Consider the following 14,823-nt stretch of genomic DNA (forward strand, 5'->3'; position numbering starts at 1 on the left):
ATCGTCAACGCCTGATTAGCGGTTGAACTTTATTATCGATAGCTTCCCGAGCACGGAAGATACGAGAACGCACTGTACCTACCGGGCAGTCCATAATGGCGGCTATCTCTTCATAGCTCAAACCATCCAGCTCCCGCAACGTAATTGCCATGCGTAAATCTTCCGGGAGCGACTCAATAGTACGGAAAACTATCTGTCTCAGCTCTTCAGACAACATTAAGTTCTCAGGGTTCGAAATTTCTTTCAGCGCGCTGCCACTTTCGTAGTTTTCCGCATCAATTGCGTCTACATCGCTGGAAGGTGGACGGCGCCCCTGAGCAACCAGATAATTTTTTGCCGTGTTGACCGCGATGCGGTACAGCCACGTATAAAACGCGCTATCGCCGCGGAATGAGTCCAGCGCGCGATAAGCCTTAATGAATGATTCCTGTACCACGTCCGGGACATCCCCTGACGGTACATATCGGGAAACCAGGCTCGCAACTTTATGCTGGTAGCGAACCACCAGTAGGTTGAAAGATTTCTGATCTCCCTTCTGGACCCGTTCGACGAGGACCTGATCCGTTAACTGCTCGCTCATCCGAGGTAATGTCTCCCCAAACCTAATATCCACGCGTAATCGAAATGCCACTCGAACCCTGCATTTTTGAGCAAGCTTAGAGTTGGAGCGCCCGAGGTGAGCAAAGTTCCGTTACGCCTTTGTTTTTCTGTCATGTTTCGCGGATTGAATCTTTTCATTATAAGTTCCGCTACGCAAAACGGTAACGCCGATTCTTCCGAATCACCGCTTAAAAAGTTAGCGAGCAGAGTATCGCATGAATCGAGGCTTTTCATCATTTAATCTGCTGTTTATCCCCTGTAAACGGGATTTTTTTACATATTTTGACCGACTTCTCCCCGCAAGATCTCCTGGCGCCACTGTTTAGTGCGCCCAACAATTTCATAAAAAAAGAGTGTCCTGACGCGCACCTGGTGCTATTGTCGGCCCACCATTGTTTAGTAAATTAAACATCATGAATATAAATAGCGATCTGGTCTGTGATGTTCTTATCGTCGGTAGCGGCGCTGCCGGCCTCTCTCTGGCCCTCAGGCTTGCCCACAACAGCAAAGTCATTGTGCTGAGTAAGGGGCCGATTAACGAAGGGTCAACCTTTTATGCCCAGGGCGGCATTGCGGCGGTGTTCGACGAAACCGACAGCATTGGCTCCCATATCGACGACACGCTTATTGCCGGAGCGGGTATCTGTGACCGCGATGCGGTAGAGTTCGTCGCCAGCAACGCCAAACACTGCGTACAGTGGCTGATAGACCAGGGCGTGATGTTCGACACACAGACGCTTGCCAACGGCGAGGAGAGCTACCATTTAACCCGTGAAGGCGGCCATAGCCACCGCCGCATCCTTCACGCGGCCGACGCCACCGGCAAAGAAGTCGAAACCACATTAGTAGGCAAAGCGCTCAGCCATCCGAATATTCAGGTTATTGAACGCAGTAATGCCGTGGATTTAATCATCTCCGATAAAATCGGGCTGCCGGGAACACGTCGCGTGGTGGGAGCCTGGATCTGGAACCGCAATCGCGAAAAAGTTGAAACCTGCCGGGCTAAAGCCGTGGTATTGGCAACGGGTGGTGCTTCGAAGGTTTACCAATATACGACCAACCCGGACATTTCATCCGGCGATGGAATTGCAATGGCCTGGCGCGCAGGCTGCCGGGTAGCAAACCTTGAATTCAACCAATTCCACCCGACGGCGTTGTATCACCCGCAGGCGCGAAACTTCCTGCTTACCGAGGCGCTGCGCGGCGAAGGCGCTTACCTGAAGCGCCCGGATGGCTCCCGCTTTATGCCGGACTTTGATGAACGGGCGGAGCTTGCGCCGCGGGATATTGTCGCCCGCGCAATCGATCATGAAATGAAGCGTCTCGGCGCAGACTGCATGTATCTTGATATCAGCCATAAGCCGGACACTTTTGTGCGCCAGCACTTCCCGACTATTTATGAAAAACTGCTCGGGTTGGGCATTGATTTGACTAAAGAAGCCGTTCCCATCGTACCGGCCGCGCATTACACCTGCGGCGGCGTAATGGTTGATGAGCACGGGCGAACTGACGTTGACGGGCTTTATGCGATAGGAGAAGTGACTTATACCGGCCTGCATGGCGCAAACCGTATGGCTTCTAACTCTCTGCTTGAATGCCTGGTTTACGGCTGGTCTGCCGCAGAGGATATTCTTAAACGCTTGCCCTACGCACGCGAGAGCAAAAATTTGCCGGACTGGGATGACAGCCGCGTCGACAATCCCGACGAGCAGGTCGTTATCCAGCATAACTGGCACGAGCTGCGGCTTTTTATGTGGGACTACGTGGGGATTGTTCGCACAACCCGGAGGCTGGAACGTGCGCTGCGCCGCATTACCATGCTTCAGCAGGAAATTGACGAGTATTACGCCAACTTCCGCGTTTCCAACAATCTGCTTGAGCTGAGGAACCTGGTGCAGGTGGCCGAGCTTATTGTGCGCTGTGCGATGCAGCGCAAAGAGAGCCGCGGCCTGCATTACACGCTCGACTACCCGGAGCAGCTAAGCGATTCAGGCCCAAGCGTACTGTCGCCGCTCTACATAAACAGGTAGAAATCCTGGGTCAGGCCGCAATAGCCTTCGGAATAGGTTTGGTCTGGCCCACGAATCACCAGGCGTTCGCTAAAGTATTCCCCGCCAGTTGGAGAGAGCGCCAGCATCACGCGATGCGGCAAGCGGGTTTCGTTATCCGCAACATCCGTGCGATAGCGAACGTGCCAGCCCTCGGATTTAGCCAGTTCGCTGAAAGCCGTACCGGCCGCTTCCGGCATAATCACGCAGAAAAAACCGTCTTCGGTTATAAGCTGCTCCGCGCTGCTCAACAACGCACGGTGATCCAGCGTAGTGGTGTAGCGTGCCTGAGCACGTTCCGGCGAAGCGCAGTTGCTGCCCTGCTCAAAGAACGGCGGGTTGCTGACAATCAGGGAGTAACGCTGAGTTGCCTGCTGCGCCCAGTCGCGAATATCCGCACAGTGGACCTTAATACGCGAAGCCCAGCGGCAGGCAGCCGCGTTTTCCGCAGCCTGTTCAGCGGCAATCGGATCAAGCTCTACGGCTTCAATAGTGACGTCTTGCGGCGTACGCTGAGCCAACATCAGCGCCAACAGGCCGCTGCCGGTGCCGATATCCAGCACGCTTTTTACCCTGGCAACCGGCACCCATGCGCCGAGTAGCGTTCCATCCGTTCCCACCTTCATGGCACAGCGATCGTGCGCGACAAAAAACTGTTTGAAAGTGAATCCGTCCCGACGTAATACCGCTTTTTGATCCGACATCTTATCTACCTTGCAAAGAAACCGCCGTAGCATAAGTGAAACGAGCAACGACGGAAAGACACAAACAGATGAAGATCGCGGTCATAACGTCTATAATCGGCGTCCCAAATAGAGGTAGACCATGACTGTAAGCACTTTTTCCGAACTCGAACTTGATGAAAGCCTTTTGGACGCGCTCCAGGAGAAGGGCTTTACTCGCCCGACAGCAATCCAGGCTGCGGCCATTCCTCCTGCACTTGAAGGGCGCGATGTGCTGGGTTCAGCACCAACGGGTACCGGTAAAACCGCAGCTTACCTGCTGCCTGCTTTACAGCATCTGGTCGACTTCCCGCGTAAGAAATCTGGCCCACCGCGCATCCTGATAGTGACGCCGACCCGTGAACTGGCTATGCAGGTAGCGGATCACGCCCGCGAGCTGGCGAAACATACCCATCTGGATATCGCGACCATTACCGGCGGCGTGGCTTATATGAACCATGCCGAGGTTTTCAGCGAGAACCAGGATATCGTGGTTGCGACAACCGGGCGACTGCTGCAATACATTAAGGAAGAAAACTTCGACTGCCGTGCGGTTGAAACGCTGATCCTTGATGAAGCAGACCGCATGCTGGACATGGGCTTCGCGCAGGATATTGAAACCATTGCCGCAGAAACCCGCTGGCGTAAGCAGACGATGCTGTTCTCCGCAACGCTTGAAGGCGAGGCTATCAAGAACTTCGCTGAGCGCCTGCTGGAAGATCCGGTTGAAGTTTCGGCTACCCCGTCCACGCGTGAGCGCAAGAAAATTCATCAGTGGTATTATCGCGCTGATGATATCGAGCATAAAACCAAATTGCTGGTTAACCTGCTGAACCAGCCGGACACCACCCGCTCTATCGTCTTCGTGCGTAAACGTGAGCGTGTGCATGAGCTGGTTGCGTGGCTGCGCGAAGCAGGTATCAATACCTGCTATCTGGAAGGCGAGATGGTGCAGGCTAAGCGTAACGAAGCTATCAAGCGTTTAACCGATGGCCGCGTTAACGTGCTGGTTGCTACCGATATTGCTGCCCGAGGGATTGATATTCCTGATGTCAGCCATGTGTTCAACTTTGACCTGCCGCGCACCGCTGATATCTACCTGCACCGTATCGGTCGTACCGGGCGTGCGGGTATGAAAGGCACCGCAATTTCTCTGGTTGAGGCTCACGATCATCTGCTGCTGGGTAAAATTACCCGCTACATGAAAGAACCGATGAAGTCTCGCGTGATTGATGAACTTCGCCCAACGACTCGCGCACCTAGCGAGAAGCTTACCGGAAAGCCTTCCAAGAAAGTGCTGGCCAAGCGCGAAGAGAAGAAAAAAGAGAAAGACAAAGAGAAGCCGCGTGTGAAAGTTCGTCACCGCGATCAGAAAAACATCGGTAAACGCCGCAAGCCAAGCGCGACGAAAGATGATGCTGCTGAATAATCACTCTGCATAACAAAAAAGCCGCCCTTTTGAGGCGGCTTTTTTGTGGCAATTCATCTGATTATGGGCGCTTTGAAGCACTTCTTTGCTGAAAGCGTAAAAAAGCCGGCTCGCAGGCCGGCTTTTTATCACGTAACAGAAATTACAGGCTTTCGGTGAAAGTACGGGTAATAACGTCGCGCTGCTGCTCCGGAGTCAGGGAGTTGAAGCGAACCGCATAACCTGAAACGCGGATGGTCAGCTGTGGATATTTTTCCGGATGCTTAACGGCATCTTCCAGCGTTTCGCGGCGCAAAACGTTAACGTTCAGGTGCTGACCGCCTTCCACGCGAACTTCCGGTTTCACTTCCATTGGAATTTCACGGTATTCGAACTGACCCAGTTTGCTCACCGCAACTACTTCATCTTCAGCAAAACCGGCTTTTGCACAGACGCAGCGCGCCTCGCCTTTTTCGTTGTCGAGCAGCCAGAAAGAGTTCAGAAGTTCATCATTTGCCGCTTTTGTAATCTGGATACCAGTAATCATTTTATTTCTCCCTCAGGGTAATGTGCTGATTCTTTGGGCCAGCAATCTGGCTCATTGGTAAAACCTTTGTTGCTTTGTTGTTCTTATATCAGTCTGCCTGGCTCAATTCTTTGACTTAAATCAATTAAATCCACACACTAAAAATGGCTATAAGAGGATTTATTTGTTTTACATCAACTTAGCGACATGCGGCAAACTTAAAAAGTTTGTAAATTTTCAACTTTATTTTGCATCGTAGCCCATTGATGCCACGCAATATTTTGCTCATGAAGCAGAAGCAGTTAAGCTATCGGACAAACACATTCGCGGGAGAGCGAGATGACAACCCAACTCACCTGGCACGACGTGCTGGCTGAAGAGAAGCAGCAGCCCTACTTTATCAATACGCTTAATGCTGTTGCGGCAGAGCGGGCGGCGGGCATAACTGTTTATCCTGTGCAGAAAGACGTATTTAACGCTTTTCGTTTTACCGAGCTGGGTGACGTTAAAGTGGTGATTTTGGGTCAGGATCCTTATCACGGCCCGGGGCAGGCACACGGGCTTTCTTTCTCGGTGCTCCCGGGTATTACGCCGCCACCCTCGCTGGTCAATATGTATAAGGAGCTCGCCGCTTCCGTTCCTGGCTTTACTCGCCCGACGCACGGTTACCTGGAAAGCTGGGCGCGCCAGGGCGTGCTGCTGCTCAACACGGTGTTGACCGTAGAGGCCGGAAAGGCGCATTCCCACGCTAACTTCGGCTGGGAAACCTTTACCGATAAGGTGATTGCATTAATTAATCAGCACCGTGAAGGCGTGGTATTCCTGCTGTGGGGCGCACATGCCCAGCGTAAAGGCAGTATTATCGATCGCCAGCGGCATCATGTTTTAACAGCGCCTCACCCGTCACCGCTTTCGGCACATCGCGGTTTCTTCGGCTGCGGGCATTTTGTGAAGGCCAACGAGTATCTGGCCGGGCGCGGAGAGCAACCAATCGACTGGATGCCACAGCTCCCGGCTGAAAACAGCTGAATTCAAAGCAAAAAAAAGCCAGCTATTACGCTGGCTTTTTTATCACAGGGAAAGTAGTTACGCCTTGTTCTGACGCCACCATTCACCCAGCAGTACGCCGGTTGCTACCGAAACGTTGAGGCTTTCAACATTCCCCGTACCTTCAATTGCCACGCTCATATCCGCGTTTTCAAAAGTGGTATCGGAAACGCCGTCGCGCTCCTGACCAAGCACCAGCACCATTTTCTTAGGCAACTCGGCTTTGTACAGCGGAGTTCCCTGGTGGCTGGAGGTGGTTACGATGGTATAGCCCGCTTTACGGAAGGCTTCCAGACCGTCACCAAACGTTTCGCCACTAATGGCAACTACGTGCTCAGCGCCGCCTTCTGCGGTACGAACCGCCGCGCCAGACTCCAGTAAAGAAGCATCCTGAATCAGCAGCCCCTTCACGCCGAAGTGCGCACAGCTACGCATGATGCCGCCGAGATTATGCGGGTTACCCACATCTTCCAGCGCCAGCACACAATCTTCTTCACCGGCTTTATTCAGCCAGCTCTGAACGCTGATGCCGCTGCGTTTTTTAATAATGAAGCAAACGCCGCCGTGATGTTCTGTTCCGGAAGCTTTTGCAAGCTCCGCATCATCCACTACGTGGTAGGCCTTGCGGTTCGCAGCCATCCAGCGCAGCGCCTCTTTAAAGCGCGGCGTTACGCTCTGGATAAACCAGGCGCGCACGATGCACTCAGGGCGACTCTGGAACAGAGCCTTACACGCATTTTCACCATAGACGCGGGTTTCTTCGGCGCGCTGGCGACGAATCACTTCCGGATCGATGACATTTTTAGTGCCGGTACCGTCATTGTCGAACGTTGACGGAGCTTCTTCTCTTGGCGGACGGGAAACCGTACGCCACGGGGAAGACGCTTCACCGCGATCGCCTCTGTCGTTACGTTCATTACGATCGCGCCCGCCGCGAGGTTTATCATCGTGACGAGCCGGACGGCGACCGCCGCCTTCACCACGCGACGCACCAGCAGGACGCCCACCACCTTTCCCGGTACGCGGGTTTTGGGTGCGTTTTTCGCTTTCGTCGTCACCGCGGACATACATCACTTTGACCTTGCCGCTTTTACCTTTAAATTCGTCGTTCATTGTTCCTCCACCTGGCTGAGCGCGAAGCGCGCAGATTACCTGATGTGGCATGGGTTAGCCATTAACTTTGCTTAAAAGCTAATAACTATTGTACTCATTGAATAAATCGCTTTGTTGAGCCACACATCTTCACCGATAATATGTAACATACTTGAAACATCCTCGGCGCCTGACGCCGATTTTCGACAACCCATTCTCTTTGAGGTGAGTTATGAATACCGTTTGTGCCGACTGCCAGGCCATCAACCGCATTCCTGACGACCGTATTGATGACGGCGCAAAATGCGGCCGCTGCGGTCACGAACTGTTTGATGGCGAAGTGATTAACGCCACCAGCGCCACGCTGGATAAACTGCTGAAAGACGATTTGCCGGTAGTTATCGATTTCTGGGCGCCATGGTGCGGCCCGTGCATTAACTTTGCCCCCATTTTTGAAGATGTCGCCGAAGAACGCAGCGGAAAGGTTCGCTTTGTTAAGGTGAACACCGAAGCTGAACAAGAGCTTAGCGCACGCTTCCGCATTCGCAGCATTCCAACCATTATGATTTTCAAGAATGGTCAAGTCGTTGATATGCTGAATGGCGCAATGCCAAAAGCACCATTTGATAGCTGGCTGGACGAAAATCTCTAAAGCTGAGGGGCATCTTCTTTGTGCCCCTTTACTCTATCTACGTTAGAATGGCGTTTTTAACCAAGTCTGCTTAATGATCGAAAACGCCGTTCTTCGCCTCCGTGCCGCTCGTCTCGCCCGCGCTACCCGCCCTTTTCTCGCTCGCGGGAACCGTATTCGCCGCTGCCAGCGCTGCCTTTTGCCGCTAAAACAATGCCTGTGTGAAACACTTCAGGCGCAAAGCGCACGCAGCCGTTTTTGTCTGGTGATGTTCGACACCGAACCGATGAAACCCAGCAATACAGGGCGTTTAATTGCCGATATCTTACCGGATACCGAGGCTTTCCAGTGGTCGCGTACCGAGCCACCTCAGGCGCTTTTGGATCTGGTTGCCAACCCAGACTACCAGCCAATGGTGGTTTTCCCGGCCTCTTACGCAGATCCCGGGAGAGAAGTGCTCTCGGTTCCCCCCATGCACGGTAAACCGTCGCTGTTTATTATGCTGGACGGCACCTGGACCGAAGCGCGAAAAATGTTTCGCAAAAGCCCTTATCTCGACTCGCTGCCGGTCATCTCCGTGGATTTAAGTATTACCTCTGCCTACCGATTGCGTGAAGCGCATGCCGACGGCCAGTATTGCACCGCCGAAGTTGCGGCCGCCTTGCTGGAACTGGCCGGAGATAGCCTGGCCTCTAAAGGGTTAACGGACCATTTCACGCTGTTCCGCGAACGCTATCTGGCGGGGAAACCTCATCATCAATCCAGCATCACAGCAGAAACCACGGAAAACGTTTAGACTCTCCTCAACATCACTCAGGGGAGAGAGTCGTGAGCCAACGAGGACTGGAAGCGCTGCTGCGTCCGAAATCCATTGCCGTTATCGGCGCATCGGCAAAAACCGATCGCGCCGGCTATTTAATGATGCGCAACCTGCTTGCCGGAGGCTTCAATGGCCCGGTTATGCCGGTCACTCCGACTCATAAAGCCGTGTGCGGCGTGCTGGCCTGGCCAGATATCGCAAGCCTGCCGTTTGCCCCGGATCTCGCGGTTATCTGTACCCACTCCCGTCGTAATCTGGAACTGCTTGAAGCCCTGGGTAATAAAGGCTGCAAAGCCTGCATTATTCTTTCGGCTCCCCCTGAGCAGTTGCCCGATCTGTTAGCCTGCGCAGCTCGCTTTCAAATACGACTGCTCGGCCCAAATAGCCTCGGGCTGCTTGCTCCGTGGCAGGGGCTAAATGCCAGCTTCTCTCCGGTCCCCATTCAGAAAGGCAAACTGGCTTTTATCTCTCAGTCAGCCGCCGTTTCAAATACCATCCTTGACTGGGCGCAGCAGCGCGAGATGGGCTTCTCCTGGTTTATCGCCCTCGGCGACAGCCTCGATATTGACGTAGATGAGTTGCTCGATTACCTGGCGCGGGATAATAAAACCAGCGCCATCCTGCTATACCTTGAACACCTCAGCGATGCTCGCCGTTTCGTCTCCGCCGCGCGAAGCGCTTCGCGTAATAAGCCCATTCTGGTGATTAAAAGCGGGCGTAGCGCTAAAGCCCAGACGCTGTTAAAGACTCATCCCGGACTCGACGCTGCCTGGGACGCGGCCATTCAACGAGCTGGCCTGCTGCGGGTTCAGGATACTCACGAACTGTTCTCCGCCGTTGAAACGTTGAGCCACATGCGCCCGCTGCGCGGAGAACGTTTAATGATAGTCAGCAACGGCGCGGCTCCGGCAGCGCTCGCGCTGGACGAGTTATGGCTGCGTAATGGCAAGCTCGCCGTTTTAAGCGAGGAAACCACACAATCGCTGGCGGCGGCTTTACCTCCCGGAGTAGAGCCGGGTAACCCCATTGACTTGCGCGATGATGCCACGCCTGGCCGCTATTTATTGGCGGTAGAGAAACTGCTGGATAGCCATGATTTGGATGCGCTAATGGTGATTCATTCTCCCAGCGCAGCCGCTCCGGGCACGGCCAGCGCTCTGGCCTTAATAGATTTATTACAACGCCATCCGCGCGGTAAATACCTGACGATTATCACCAACTGGTGCGGCGAATTTTCCTCCCAGGAAGCAAGGCGTTTGTTTAGCGATGCTGGCATTCCGACCTACCGCACACCGGAGGGAGCGGTAACCGCCTTTATGCATATGGTGGAGTATCGCCGCAATCAGAAGCAGCTGCGGGAAACCCCGGCCCTGCCCGCTAACCTGACGGCCGACACCGGCGAGGCCCATCATCTTATCCGCCAGGCGCTACAGCAGGGCGTGACGACTCAGGATACCCATGAAGTCCGTCCGATACTTCATGCCTATGGGCTTACAACGCTGCCAACCTGGATTGCCAGCGACAGCGCCGAGGCAGTGCATATCGCCGAGCAGCTTGGCTACCCGGTGGCTTTAAAGCTCCGCTCTCCTGATATTCCACATAAATCAGAAGTTCAGGGGGTGATGCTTTACCTGCGCACCGCCAGCGAAGTGCAGCAGGCGGCAGACGCGATTATCGATCGAGTGAAGTTAGCCTGGCCGCAGGCACGTATTCACGGGCTGCTGGTACAAAGCATGGCGAACCGCGCTGGTGCTCAGGAGCTGCGGGTCGTAGTCGAGCACGATCCGGTGTTTGGCCCGCTGATTATGCTGGGAGAAGGCGGCGTCGAATGGCGGCCAGAAAGGCAGGCTGCCGTCGCACTTCCGCCTTTAAATATGAACCTGGCCCGTTATCTGGTTATTCAGGCAATAAAGAGCGGCAAGATCCGCAGCCGTAGCGCGCTGCGCCCGCTGGATGTGGCGGGGATAAGCCAGGTGCTGGTGCAGGTTTCCAACCTGATAATCGATTGCCCGGAAATCGAGCGTCTTGATATTCACCCGCTGCTGGCCTCGGGCAATGAGTTCACTCTGCTGGACGTGACGCTCCAGCTGGCTGAGTTTACCGGCGATGCGGACGCCAGGCTCGCCGTGCGCCCCTACCCTCATCAGCTTAAAGAAGTTGTGCAATTAAAAAATGGCGATCGCTGCCTGTTCCGACCGATCCTGCCGGAAGACGAACCCCAGTTGCAGCGTTTTATTGCCCAGGTAACCAAAGAAGATCTCTATTACCGCTACTTCAGCGAGATCAACGAATTTACCCACGAAGATTTAGCCAACATGACGCAGATCGACTACGATCGGGAAATGGCGTTTGTGGCCGTGCGGCGAGTCAACGGCTGCGATGAGATCCTGGGCGTAACCAGAGCGATTTCAGATGCGGATAATGTTGATGCCGAGTTCGCGGTACTGGTACGTTCTGACTTAAAAGGGCTTGGACTGGGGCGTCGGCTGCTGGCCAAACTTATCGATTATACCCGACAGCACGGCCTTCTGAGGCTGAATGGCATTACCATGCCAAACAATCAGGGGATGATAACCCTGGCCCGGAAACTTGGTTTCAGCGTTGATATTCAGCTTGAAGACGGTATCGTAAGCCTGACGCTGAAGCTAAACGAAAGCGCAGATTCGTGAGTAAGGTACTGGAAAACATACTCACTTTGCCGGGCAGTAGTGGTATTATCAGCAGGTTCTGACGTCTGGATTTTGCAGAAGGCCATCCAATGAATAGAGAAGATAAGCACTGTGATGTTGTCTAAATTTAAACGTAATAAACATCAACAACACCTTGCCCAGTTACCCAAGCTTTCTCAATCAGTTGATGATGTAGAGACCCTGTTCTCCCCGGCAGATTTCCGTGAAACTCTGCTGAATAAAATCGCCTGCGCGAAGCAGCGTATTTGCATCATTGCGCTGTACCTCGAGCAGGATGATGGCGGTAACGGTATTCTGTCTGCCCTTTATCAGGCCAAACAGCTACGCCCGGAACTGGAAGTTTCCGTACTGGTTGACTGGCACCGTGCCCAGCGCGGACGTATTGGTGTTGCCGCAACCAACACCAATGCGGACTGGTATCATCGTATGAGCGAACAGTTCCCCGACGTGAAAATCCCGGTATACGGCGTGCCGGTCAATACCCGCGAAGCGTTGGGCGTGTTGCACTTTAAAGGTTTCATCATCGATGACTCCGTTATCTACAGCGGCGCCAGCCTCAATGATGTTTATCTGCATCAACACGACAAGTACCGCTACGACCGTTATCAGGTAGTCCGCAACCAGCAGCTGGCCGATATTATGTACGGCTGGGTGAATCAGAATCTGGTTCATGGCCGTGCAGTCCATCGTCTCGATGTCACTGACAGGCCCAAAAGTCCTGAGATCAAAAACGATATTCGCCTGTTCCGTCAGGAGTTGCGTGATGCCAGCTTCGTCTTCCAGGGCGATGCGGATAACGACCAGCTTTCGGTCACGCCGCTGGTTGGCCTGGGGAAATCCAGCCTGCTGAATAAAACAATCTTCCACCTGATGCCGTGTGCGGAGCGCAAACTCACCATCTGCACGCCTTATTTCAACCTTCCCGCAGTGCTGGTGCGCAATATTATTCAGTTGCTGAGGAACGGAAAGCAGGTTGAAATTATCGTCGGGGATAAGACGGCGAACGACTTCTATATTCCGGAAGATCAGCCATTTAAAATTATCGGTGCATTACCGTATCTCTACGAAATTAACCTACGCCGTTTCCTGAGCCGCCTGCAGTATTACGTGAATACCGGGCAGCTGATTGTGCGTCTGTGGAAAGATGACGACAACAGCTATCACCTTAAAGGCATGTGGGTGGATGACGAGTGGATGCTGCTAACCGGGAACAACCTTAACCCGAGAGCGTGGCGCCTGGATTTAGAAAATGCCCTGCTGATCCACGATCCTAAAAGAGAACTTGAGGCGTTGCGAACCAAAGAATTGGATCTGATTCGCACCCACACCACGGTTGTTCAGCATTATCGTGATTTACAAAGCATTGCCGAGTATCCGGTGAAAGTTCGCAAACTCATTCGTAGATTGCGTCGAATCCGTATCGACAGGCTTATCAGCCGTATTCTCTGACTAGATTAGCCCTGCATTGCAGGGCTTTTTATTGCCAGCAGCGGGTTAAAGCTTAATCCCTTTTCCTTTCTGATGAAGCATCAGCGATACAAGAAATGCCACCGCCCCCATACCGGATACATACCAGAAGAAGGCCGTTTCGCTGCCCATAGATTTCAGCGAAAGGGCAACATATTCTGCGGAGCCGCCAAATATTGCGTTAGCGACCGCATAAGAAAGCCCCACGCCAAGGGCACGCACTTCCGGTGGGAACATCTCGGCCTTAAGAATGCCGCTGATTGAAGTATAAAAACTAACAATCACCATCGCCGCCATTACCAGAGCAAAAGCCGCCCACGGAGAATTAACATTTTGTAGAGCCGTCAGAATGGGGACGGTGAGTATTGCGGCCAGCCCGCCAAAACACAGCATAGAGGTTCGACGACCAATTCTGTCAGACAGCGCGCCGAAGAACGGCTGGATAACCATAAAGACGAACAGAGCAAAGGTCATCAGGGCACTGGCCGTATTGGCATGCATCCCGGCGGTATTCACCAGATATTTCTGCATATAGGTGGTAAAGGTATAGAAAGCCAGCGAGCCGCCGGCGGTAAAACCAAGCACCATGATGAAGGCTTTACGATTTTTCCACAGCCCGGATAACGTCCCGGCATCTTTATGTGCCCGAGTTGTTTTATCCGACGTTTCATCGAGCGAGCGCCGCAAATAGAGTGCAACAATGGCCAATACGGCACCGATGGCAAACGGAATACGCCATCCCCAGCTACGAAGATCTTCATCGCTCAATGCCTGCTGCAAAACCACCACAACCAGAAGAGCGGCCAGCTGCCCGCCAATCAGCGTGACATACTGGAACGAGGCGTAAAAACCTTTGCGCCCTTCGACGGCAACCTCACTCATGTAAGTCGCGCTAGTGCCATATTCACCCCCAACGGAAAGGCCCTGAAATAAACGAGCCAGAAGCAGTAACGCCGGAGCCCAGGTGCCAATCGTCGCGTAACCGGGCAAGCAAGCTATGACCAGTGAGCCAAAACACATCATGCAGACGGAAATGAGCATCGAGTTTTTACGACCATGCTTATCGGCAATATACCCGAACAGCCAACCGCCAATAGGCCGCATCAGGAAGCCGGCGGCAAAAACACCGGCAGTCTGTAAAAGCTGGGTTGTAGTATTCCCGGCCGGAAAAAAGATGTGAGCAAAGTAGAGCGAGCAGAATGAGTAAACATAGAAATCAAACCACTCAACCAGGTTCCCGGATGATGCGCCGACAATAGCCCAGACCCGCCGGCGAGTATCCGCGGCCGTCAGCGCAACATTTGCTTCATTTGTTGTTTCGATCATTTTATTTTCTTCTCCTGTCTTCCTTAATGGGCGTAACCACCCCGGATACAGTAAAGCAGGAGAAACAAAATTCGTGAGGCGAAGTTTTCTGTTGCTGAGTTGTTACAGTGATTTTTGTGAGCAGGCTAAGCTTTTATAGCTGTAGATGGGATAGCGGCTATTTCTTGGGTGATATTTCCAGGTCACAGAAAGCAAAAAACCCCGGCCTTTCGGTCGGGGTTATTGCTAATTTGATGCCTGGCAGTTGTATGCCGGGCTGTCCTGCCCGTCACCCTGCGGGCAGCCGCCGGCTGTGCAAATCCGTTCCCGATTTAGTATTCGTATCATCCTGATACTCACCCCTCCGGGGCCGCCGCACGCGGCGTTCAAACGTGTTCCCGACACGTTTGTCCTGCTCTCTGAGTAGCAGAGGCTGCCAGATACCAGAAAACAAAAAACCCCAGCCA

13 protein-coding genes are annotated in these 14,823 nt (G+C 53.3%); 7 read left to right on the top strand and 6 right to left on the bottom strand.

The annotated features are described in order from the left end of the window. Nucleotides 1–4: 4 nt before the first annotated feature. Nucleotides 5–580 (bottom strand): RNA polymerase sigma factor RpoE, encoded by a 576-nt coding sequence (gene rpoE / locus HMPREF0201_RS16140; RefSeq protein ID WP_016537822.1) that lies wholly within the window; start codon nt 578–580, stop codon nt 5–7. Then, nucleotides 577–837: a rpoE leader peptide RseD gene (gene rseD, locus HMPREF0201_RS23490; RefSeq protein WP_016537823.1), complete on the bottom strand. Its 261-nt coding sequence runs from the start codon at nt 835–837 to the stop codon at nt 577–579. The genes rpoE and rseD overlap by 4 nt, the downstream gene beginning before the upstream one ends. Before the next feature lie 176 nt (nt 838–1,013). Here rseD and nadB point away from each other — a divergent pair, with 176 nt between their 5' ends. After that, a complete protein-coding gene (gene nadB, locus HMPREF0201_RS16150) occupies nt 1,014–2,630 on the top strand; it encodes an L-aspartate oxidase (RefSeq protein ID WP_016537824.1) in 1,617 nt (538 codons plus the stop codon). On the opposite strand, the gene trmN is transcribed toward nadB, so the two are convergent. Continuing rightward, entirely contained in the window at nt 2,615–3,352 is a 738-nt protein-coding gene (gene trmN, locus HMPREF0201_RS16155) for a tRNA(1)(Val) (adenine(37)-N(6))-methyltransferase TrmN (protein WP_039898666.1), read from the bottom strand. The two genes, nadB and trmN, sit on opposite strands and share 16 nt — an antisense overlap. Before the next feature lie 121 nt (nt 3,353–3,473). On the opposite strand from trmN, the gene srmB reads away from it, so the two are divergent. Then, nucleotides 3,474–4,799 (top strand): ATP-dependent RNA helicase SrmB, encoded by a 1,326-nt coding sequence (gene srmB, locus HMPREF0201_RS16160; protein WP_016537826.1) that lies wholly within the window; start codon nt 3,474–3,476, stop codon nt 4,797–4,799. Nucleotides 4,800–4,941: 142 nt separating this feature from the next. Here srmB and grcA read toward each other — a convergent pair whose 3' ends face one another. Beyond that, nucleotides 4,942–5,325 (bottom strand): autonomous glycyl radical cofactor GrcA, encoded by a 384-nt coding sequence (gene grcA / locus HMPREF0201_RS16165; RefSeq protein ID WP_016537828.1) that lies wholly within the window; start codon nt 5,323–5,325, stop codon nt 4,942–4,944. Between the two features lie 318 nt (nt 5,326–5,643). Between grcA and ung the strand changes: the two genes are divergently transcribed. After that, nucleotides 5,644–6,333 carry a uracil-DNA glycosylase gene (gene ung, locus HMPREF0201_RS16170; RefSeq protein ID WP_016537829.1) on the top strand — a complete coding sequence of 230 codons (690 nt, stop codon included), beginning with the start codon at nt 5,644–5,646 and terminating at the stop codon, nt 6,331–6,333. 57 nt (nt 6,334–6,390) lie between these two features. Here ung and HMPREF0201_RS16175 read toward each other — a convergent pair whose 3' ends face one another. Then, entirely contained in the window at nt 6,391–7,464 is a 1,074-nt protein-coding gene (locus HMPREF0201_RS16175; protein WP_039898668.1) for a tRNA/rRNA methyltransferase, read from the bottom strand. 211 nt (nt 7,465–7,675) lie between these two features. Between HMPREF0201_RS16175 and trxC the strand changes: the two genes are divergently transcribed. The 4 genes from trxC (at nt 7,676) to pssA (ending at nt 13,033) form a co-directional block, all read left to right on the top strand. Continuing rightward, the gene (gene trxC, locus HMPREF0201_RS16180; protein WP_016537833.1) at nt 7,676–8,095 is read left to right on the top strand and encodes a thioredoxin TrxC; all 420 of its coding nucleotides are present in this window, start codon (nt 7,676–7,678) and stop codon (nt 8,093–8,095) included. Between the two features lie 73 nt (nt 8,096–8,168). Beyond that, nucleotides 8,169–8,870 (top strand): tRNA-uridine aminocarboxypropyltransferase, encoded by a 702-nt coding sequence (locus HMPREF0201_RS16185; RefSeq protein WP_039898670.1) that lies wholly within the window; start codon nt 8,169–8,171, stop codon nt 8,868–8,870. A gap of 32 nt (nt 8,871–8,902) precedes the next feature. Continuing rightward, the gene (locus HMPREF0201_RS16190) at nt 8,903–11,563 is read left to right on the top strand and encodes a bifunctional acetate--CoA ligase family protein/GNAT family N-acetyltransferase (RefSeq protein WP_016537835.1); all 2,661 of its coding nucleotides are present in this window, start codon (nt 8,903–8,905) and stop codon (nt 11,561–11,563) included. A gap of 114 nt (nt 11,564–11,677) precedes the next feature. Beyond that, complete coding sequence (gene pssA / locus HMPREF0201_RS16195; protein ID WP_016537836.1) at nt 11,678–13,033, top strand: CDP-diacylglycerol--serine O-phosphatidyltransferase; 1,356 nt, start codon at nt 11,678–11,680, stop codon at nt 13,031–13,033. A gap of 45 nt (nt 13,034–13,078) precedes the next feature. Here pssA and HMPREF0201_RS16200 read toward each other — a convergent pair whose 3' ends face one another. Next, nucleotides 13,079–14,377 carry an MFS transporter gene (locus HMPREF0201_RS16200; protein WP_016537837.1) on the bottom strand — a complete coding sequence of 433 codons (1,299 nt, stop codon included), beginning with the start codon at nt 14,375–14,377 and terminating at the stop codon, nt 13,079–13,081. Between the last annotated feature and the right edge of the window lie 446 nt (nt 14,378–14,823).

This window comes from Cedecea davisae DSM 4568, from assembly GCF_000412335.2.
Lineage (GTDB): Bacteria > Pseudomonadota > Gammaproteobacteria > Enterobacterales > Enterobacteriaceae > Cedecea > Cedecea davisae.

Coding starts and splice junctions, on each gene's coding strand:
- ung (WP_016537829.1), top strand. CDS start 5,644: ATGACAACCCAACTCACCTGGCACGACGTGCTGGCTGAAGAGAAGCAG.
- trmN (WP_039898666.1), bottom strand. CDS start 3,352: ATGTCGGATCAAAAAGCGGTATTACGTCGGGACGGATTCACTTTCAAA.
- rpoE (WP_016537822.1), bottom strand. CDS start 580: ATGAGCGAGCAGTTAACGGATCAGGTCCTCGTCGAACGGGTCCAGAAG.
- HMPREF0201_RS16175 (WP_039898668.1), bottom strand. CDS start 7,464: ATGAACGACGAATTTAAAGGTAAAAGCGGCAAGGTCAAAGTGATGTAT.
- rseD (WP_016537823.1), bottom strand. CDS start 837: ATGATGAAAAGCCTCGATTCATGCGATACTCTGCTCGCTAACTTTTTA.
- nadB (WP_016537824.1), top strand. CDS start 1,014: ATGAATATAAATAGCGATCTGGTCTGTGATGTTCTTATCGTCGGTAGC.
- srmB (WP_016537826.1), top strand. CDS start 3,474: ATGACTGTAAGCACTTTTTCCGAACTCGAACTTGATGAAAGCCTTTTG.
- HMPREF0201_RS16200 (WP_016537837.1), bottom strand. CDS start 14,377: ATGATCGAAACAACAAATGAAGCAAATGTTGCGCTGACGGCCGCGGAT.
- grcA (WP_016537828.1), bottom strand. CDS start 5,325: ATGATTACTGGTATCCAGATTACAAAAGCGGCAAATGATGAACTTCTG.
- trxC (WP_016537833.1), top strand. CDS start 7,676: ATGAATACCGTTTGTGCCGACTGCCAGGCCATCAACCGCATTCCTGAC.
- pssA (WP_016537836.1), top strand. CDS start 11,678: ATGTTGTCTAAATTTAAACGTAATAAACATCAACAACACCTTGCCCAG.
- HMPREF0201_RS16185 (WP_039898670.1), top strand. CDS start 8,169: ATGATCGAAAACGCCGTTCTTCGCCTCCGTGCCGCTCGTCTCGCCCGC.